The organism is Frankia sp. CeTa3Moorea (assembly GCF_978021225.1).
The window spans coordinates 1-6,097 of the sequence record NZ_CDXDOR010000213.1; the positions used below are offsets into that span (position 1 = coordinate 1).

Below are 6,097 nucleotides of genomic sequence, written 5' to 3' on the forward strand. Positions count from 1 at the left end.
GTCCCGGCCGCCCCGGACGCGGCCACCGCAGCTTCGATCACCCCCGTCCCGGCGCCCCCGGTCTCGGCCACGCCGGGTTCGGCCGCCGCGTCCCCGGTCGGCCAGCGGGTGCGGGTACCCAAGACCGCGGAACTCGTCGCCAGCCAGCTGCGGCGGCGGATCATCCGCGGCGAGCTCAGCGAGGGTGACGCCCTACCGCCCGAACCCACGCTGATGGCGCAGTTCGGGGTCTCGCGCCCCACCCTGCGCGAGGCGTTCCGGGTGCTGGAGGCGGAGGCGCTAATCTTCGTGCGGCGCGGGGCCCACGGCGGCGCGCGGGTCCACACCCCGAGCCCCGAGGCCGCCGCGCGCTACGCCGGTCTCGTCCTCGAACACCGCGGCGCCGCCCTGGGCGACGTCCACCAGGCCTGTGCCGTCATCGAGCCGCCGTGCGCGGCGCTGCTCGCCGAACGGCGTGATCCCGCCGACGTCGCCCGGCTACGCCAGCTCCTCCACGAGGGTGACGAGGCCGCCGACCATCCCGTCGCGCTCGCCTCGGCCCAGGCCGCCTTTCACCTGGCCGTGGTGGAGCTGACCGGAAACAAGACACTGACCGTGATCACCGGGATGCTCCAGCATCTCGTGGAGCTCACGAACAGCCACGGCGGTCACCCCGGTGCCGACAACCGTCCGGAGGAGACCAGTCTCGCCGCGGTCGCCACCGATGACCGATCGTCCGCCCGTGCGACCCGCCGGATGCACGCCACGCTCATCGACCTCATCGAGGCCGGCGACACGCAGGGCGCCGCCGATCTCTGGCACCGGCACCTCGCCGCCCCCGACCACGCGATCCCCGGCGGTCCGGCCGACCGGTGCGTGCTGGACCTGCTCAGCTGAATCGAACTGCTGAATCAAACTGTGGAGGGTTGGTCACGGTTTCCAGGCCGCCGGCCGTGCTTAACCCTCCACATTTTCGGCGGATCGACGGACCGACGGATGGTGGGCGGCGGGCCACACCGTCCACTGGGTCACCGGCCTCGCCGGGCGCCATCCGGTGAAGCCACCGATCGGGACCGCCCGACTCACTGACAACCGGACCAAATCACCGCCCAGGCGGGCGTGCCAGGAGACGAGGAGCGCCTCGGACTCGAGGGTGACGGCGTTGGCGACGAGTCGGCCACGTCCGCCCAGCGCCGCCCAGCAGGCGTCGAGCAGCCCGGGGGTCGTAAGGCCGCCCCCGATGAAGACGGCATCCGCCGCCGGCAGCCCGGCCAGGGCCTCGGGCGCCCGGCCGGGCACGATCCGCAGCGCCGGCACGCCGAGAGCCGTGGCATTGCGCCGGATCCGGTCGGCGCGCTCCGCCCGCGGCTCGATCGCGATCGCACGACAGGTGCCATGGGTGCGCATCCACTCGATCGCGATGCTGCCCGAGCCCGATCCGACGTCCCACAGCAGTTCGCCCGGGACCGGTCCGAGCCGGGCCAGGGTCACCGCCCGGATCTCCCGCCTGGTGAGCTGACCGTCGTGCTCGAACGCGTCATCAGGCAAGCCCGGCGTCCGCGGGCGGTGCGGGGCGGACGGCGTGGGCACCGGCTCGACAGCGACGACGTTGAGGTCCGCCGGCTCGCGCAACGGCACCTGCGGCACGACCGACCCTTGCGGCACGACCGAGGCGGCCCCGCCCAGGTGCTCCACGGCGGCCCAGGCCCGGGCACCGGCCTCGACCCAGGCGGAGGCGGGGGCGCTCTGGCGCGCCTCGTCCGGCCCCCCGAGCCGGTCGAGAACCGTCAGCAGGCTCTCGCCGTACCCGCGCCCGACGAGCAGGGTGGCGAGCTCGACGGGCGTGGCCCGGTCGGAGCTGAGGACGAGCAGCCGTCGACGCGGCGCCAGTGCGGCCTGCACCTGCGCGAGGGGGCGCCCAACCGCGCTCACCACGTCGACGTCGTCCACGGCCCACCCGAGCCGCGCGCAAGCCAGGGAGAGCGACGAAGGATGGGGCAGGACCCGCACCCGGTGCGCTCCCAGCAGCCGGACCAGAGTGGTGCCGATCCCGAAGAACATCGGATCACCACTCGCGAGAACACAGAGCTCACCCCGCCCCGCCTGACCGCCGGTGCCGGCGTGCCCGGCCAGCAGGCGGGGCAGGGCCGGCAGCAGCGGGGACGGCCACGGCACCCGCCGGCCTCCGACGGGCTGGCCGTCGATCCTTTCGGGCACGAGGGCAAGCTGGCGATCGGCGCCGAACAGCACGGCCGCCCCGCGCACCACCTCACGGGCCGTCGGCGCCAGCCCCGCCCAGCCGTCGGCCCCAATACCTACCACGGTGACGCGCACAGCGGAGGGGATTGAGTCGGCACCGATGTCGGCGGAGCTCACCGGCCCGGGGGACCCGAATCTGGTGACGTCACCGGATCCGGGCGCGGTCGCCGACATGGCGGCAGTATCAGACACAACAGGCGAGCGTAGCGCGTCGGTCAGGAGGATCAAGAATAGCTGTGCGCCTCGTCCGGACAGACCTGGTCGGCGACCTCCGCCACCTGCCGCGCAACCGCGTCCCACCGCGTCGCGGCGGGTCGCGGCGGGTCGCGGCGGGTCGCGGGTATATCAGCCGCCGCCGGGCACGGAGGCCGCCGACGGCCAGGGGATGGAAAATCACCACCGTATCGGGTAGCAATTCCTGGTGAAATGCGATCCTCGACACGTTGCACGCCGGCTCCGCGATCGGTGTGGCCTTCGAAGTCCGGATCGCAGACGGACCCAGGAACAGGAAGAGCAGACATCTGTACGCCAGGATACCAGGAGCGCTCCGGGACCTGCGCATAGGATGGCCGGGTAAATTCTCACATGGCCCGATCGCGCCAGGACGTTTGAAGCCCAAACGCAGCATCGGGCACCATGGCGTTCATGCTTATTCACACGTGACCGACGACACGCACCCCCGGCCGGCATGGTCGTACCCTGAGAAGATGGAGACGTCGCACTCTCGACGGAGAGCGGACGGCTCCGCGACCCGACTCCTCGCCGGTTGCCTGAGCCCTACCCTTCCGTGTCCAGAAGAGATATTCCAAGTCGTTCTCGGCTCCAGCTTTCCGGGATTTTGTCCCACTCCGTACCGAGCGCTACCGGCTGGCCCTGACTTTGATCCGTGGCGGCCTTCTTCGTTGTCCGTCGACCCGTCGCCGAAACGGACGAAGGCGAACGCCCGGCGACGGACGCGGCTGTCGCCGACGCGTCGTTTCCTCATTGAATAGGACGCTGGGAGTTTGCATGCGCGATACGCGCGAAATCCAGGCACGATCGCCGCGCGGCACCGGTGCTGGGGCGAGCGAGGCGTGGCGTCTCCGGCTGGCCGGCCGATCGGAGGCGGCCCAGTGCGAGCTCCTGCTGGACCTGATAGCCGGCCGGGTCGCCGTGCTGACCGAGCGCAGCGGCGACGCGGCCATCCTCGGCCGGGAATCCTCCTGGCGTGGTCTCGGGGTGTACCGCGGCATCGCCGATCGGCTGCGGGACGAACTGTCCGCGGCGACGGGTCTGCGCCTGCCCGCCACGCTGTTGTTCGACCGGCCCTCCCCCGAGGCCCTCGCCGGCCATCTGCGCCGTGAGTTGCTGGGTATCGACGAGCCCGCCGCGACCACCGCCGTCCCCGCGGCCGTTCCCGCGGCCGTCGCCGTTCCCGCCACCGGCGAGGTCGGCTCGGAGCCGTTCCGGGGCCATGATCCCGTCGTCATCATCGGAATGGCCTGCCGGCTGCCCGGCGGCACCGACTCACCAGAAGCCCTGTGGGACCTGGTACGAGAGGGCCGGGATGCCGTCGGCGGCCTGCCCGACGACCGGGGCTGGGACCTCGACGCGCTCTACGATCCTGATCCCGATCAGCCTGGCACCGCCTACACCCGCCATGGCGGGTTCCTGCCCGGCATCGCGCTGTTCGACCCGGGATTCTTCGGTATCGGTCCGCGCGAGGCGCAGGCCGTGGACCCGCAGCAGCGGCTGATGCTGGAGATCTCCTGGGAGGTGCTGGAGCACGCGGGCCTCGACCCACGGTCGCTGCGGGGCAGCCGGACCGGCGTCTTCACCGGGGTGTCGCTGCAGGACTATGGCCCCGCCTGGCATGCGGCGCCCGCCGAAGCCCAGGGACAGCTGCTCACCGGCAACGCCTCCGGCGTGATCGCCGGCCGCGTCTCCTACACGCTCGGCCTGGAAGGGCCCGCGTTGACCATCGACACCCAGTGTTCCTCGTCCCTGGTGGCGGTGCATCTGGCCGGCCAGGCGCTGCGGGCCGGCGAATGCGACCTCGCTCTGGCCGGTGGGGTGACCGTGATGTCGACCCCAGGGATCCTGGTGGAGTTCAGCCGCAAGCGGGGCCTGGCGCCGGACGGGCGGTGCAAGGCGTTCTCCGCCGACGCCGACGGCACCGGCTGGGCCGACGGCGCGGGCGTGCTGCTGCTGGAACGGCTCTCCGATGCCCGCCGTAACGGCCATCACGTCCTCGCGGTCCTGCGTGGCACCGCGATCAACCAGGACGGCGCCAGCAACGGGATGACCGCGCCGAACGGCCTGTCCCAGCAGCGCCTGATCCGCCAGGCGCTGGCCAACGCGGGGCTGCGCGCCGCCGACGTCGACGCGGTGGAGGCGCACGGCACCGGCACGACGCTCGGTGACCCGATCGAGGCCCGGGCCGTCATCGCCACCTACGGCCAGGACCGAGCCACCTACGGCCAGGACCGTGCGGCGCGGCGGCCCGTCTACCTCGGGTCCCTGAAGTCGAACATCGGCCACACCCAGGCCGCCGCCGGCGTCGCCGGGATCATCAAGATGGTGCAGGCGATGCGGCACGGCGTCCTGCCGCGGACCCTGCACGTGCGCGAGGCGTCCCCGCACGTGGACTGGTCGGCGGGCGACGTCGCCCTGCTCACCGGGAACGTCCCCTGGCAGCGCCAGGATGGCCGGCCGCGACGGGCGGCGGTGTCAGCGTTCGGGGTAAGCGGCACCAACGCTCATGCCGTGCTCGAGGAAGCACCCCCCGGGCCGGGAACGGACGCCGTGGGTGCGGACCGCGCCGGGGAGAACCCGGCGAGCGCCCCGGTGCCTGTCGTCCTGTCCGGCCGCGGCGACGCGGCGCTACGTTCGGCGGCCGCCCGGCTCGGCACGCACCTGGAGCGCCATCCCGAGATCTCCCCCCTGGACGCGGGATACACCCTGGCGGGTCGCACCCACTTCGAGCACCGCGCCGTCGCCGTCGTCCGCGGATCGGCGGCGTGCAGCAGCGGCACGCACCTGGCCGGGACCGGGACCCTGACCGGGATCCTGGCTGCTCTGGCCGAGGCCCGCCCCACCGCCGGGCTGGTCCTGGGCACGGTCCGACCGGCGCTGAGCCGAAGCGGAACCGCTCGGGGCGCAACCGCCTTCCTGTTCACCGGGCAGGGTAGCCAACGCCCCGGGATGGGCCGCGAACTCCATGCGGCCTACCCGGCCTTCGCCGACGCCCTCGACGACGTCTGTGCCCACTTCGCGCCGCATCTCGAATACCCACTGCGCGACGTCATGTTCGCCCCCGCCGGTTCCCCGGGCGCGGCGGCGCTCGACCGCACCGAGTACACCCAGCCCGCGCTGTTCGCCTTCGAGACCGCGCTGTTCCGGCTCCTCGAATCCTGGGGTCTCGCCCCGGGGATCCTCGCCGGGCACTCCATCGGCGAGCTCACCGCCGCCCACGTCGCCGGAGTGTGGGCCCTCGACGACGCCTGCGCTCTCGTCGCGGCCCGCGGCCGGCTCATGCAGGCCTGCCGCGCCGGCGGAGCCATGACCGCCATCCGCGCCGGCGAGGCGGAGGTCGCCGAGTCCCTCGCCGGGCTCGCCGGGCGGGTCGAGATCGCCACCGTCAACGGCCCGAGCGCCACCGTCATCGCCGGCGACGCCGACCTCGTCGAGCGCGTCGCCGTCGGCTGGGCCGAACGCGGCCGCGCCATCAGGCGGCTGACGGTCAGCCACGCTTTTCACTCCCCGCACATGGACGACATGCTCGACCGGTTCCGAGCCGTCGCCGAGAAGATCATCTACTCCCCGCCGGCCATCCCCGTCGTCTCCACCCGGACCGGCGACCTCGGCCTCCAGGCCGGGC

Annotated in this window: 3 protein-coding genes; 2 read left to right on the forward strand and 1 reads right to left on the reverse strand. The window is 73.0% G+C overall.

Annotated elements, in window-relative coordinates; translation table 11 throughout:
* Window positions 1-876 (forward strand): FadR/GntR family transcriptional regulator (locus tag AC08OV_RS22720; RefSeq protein WP_476620281.1); only part of this gene is annotated, 876 nt, incomplete at its 5' end.
* 60 nt (window positions 877-936) lie between these two features.
* Here AC08OV_RS22720 and cbiE read toward each other — a convergent pair.
* The gene (gene cbiE / locus AC08OV_RS22725; RefSeq protein ID WP_476613987.1) at window positions 937-2,412 is read right to left on the reverse strand and encodes a precorrin-6y C5,15-methyltransferase (decarboxylating) subunit CbiE; all 1,476 of its coding nucleotides are present in this window, start codon (window positions 2,410-2,412) and stop codon (window positions 937-939) included.
* Between the two features lie 834 nt (window positions 2,413-3,246).
* Here cbiE and AC08OV_RS22730 point away from each other — a divergent pair.
* Window positions 3,247-6,097, forward strand: a 2,851-nt coding sequence (locus AC08OV_RS22730) for a type I polyketide synthase (protein ID WP_476620282.1), incomplete at its 3' end; no start/stop codon positions are given.

What these genes read in the sequence shown, in the direction of transcription:
- cbiE (WP_476613987.1), bottom strand. Translation starts at nt 2,412, where the DNA reads ATGTCGGCGACCGCGCCCGGATCCGGTGACGTCACCAGATTCGGGTCC.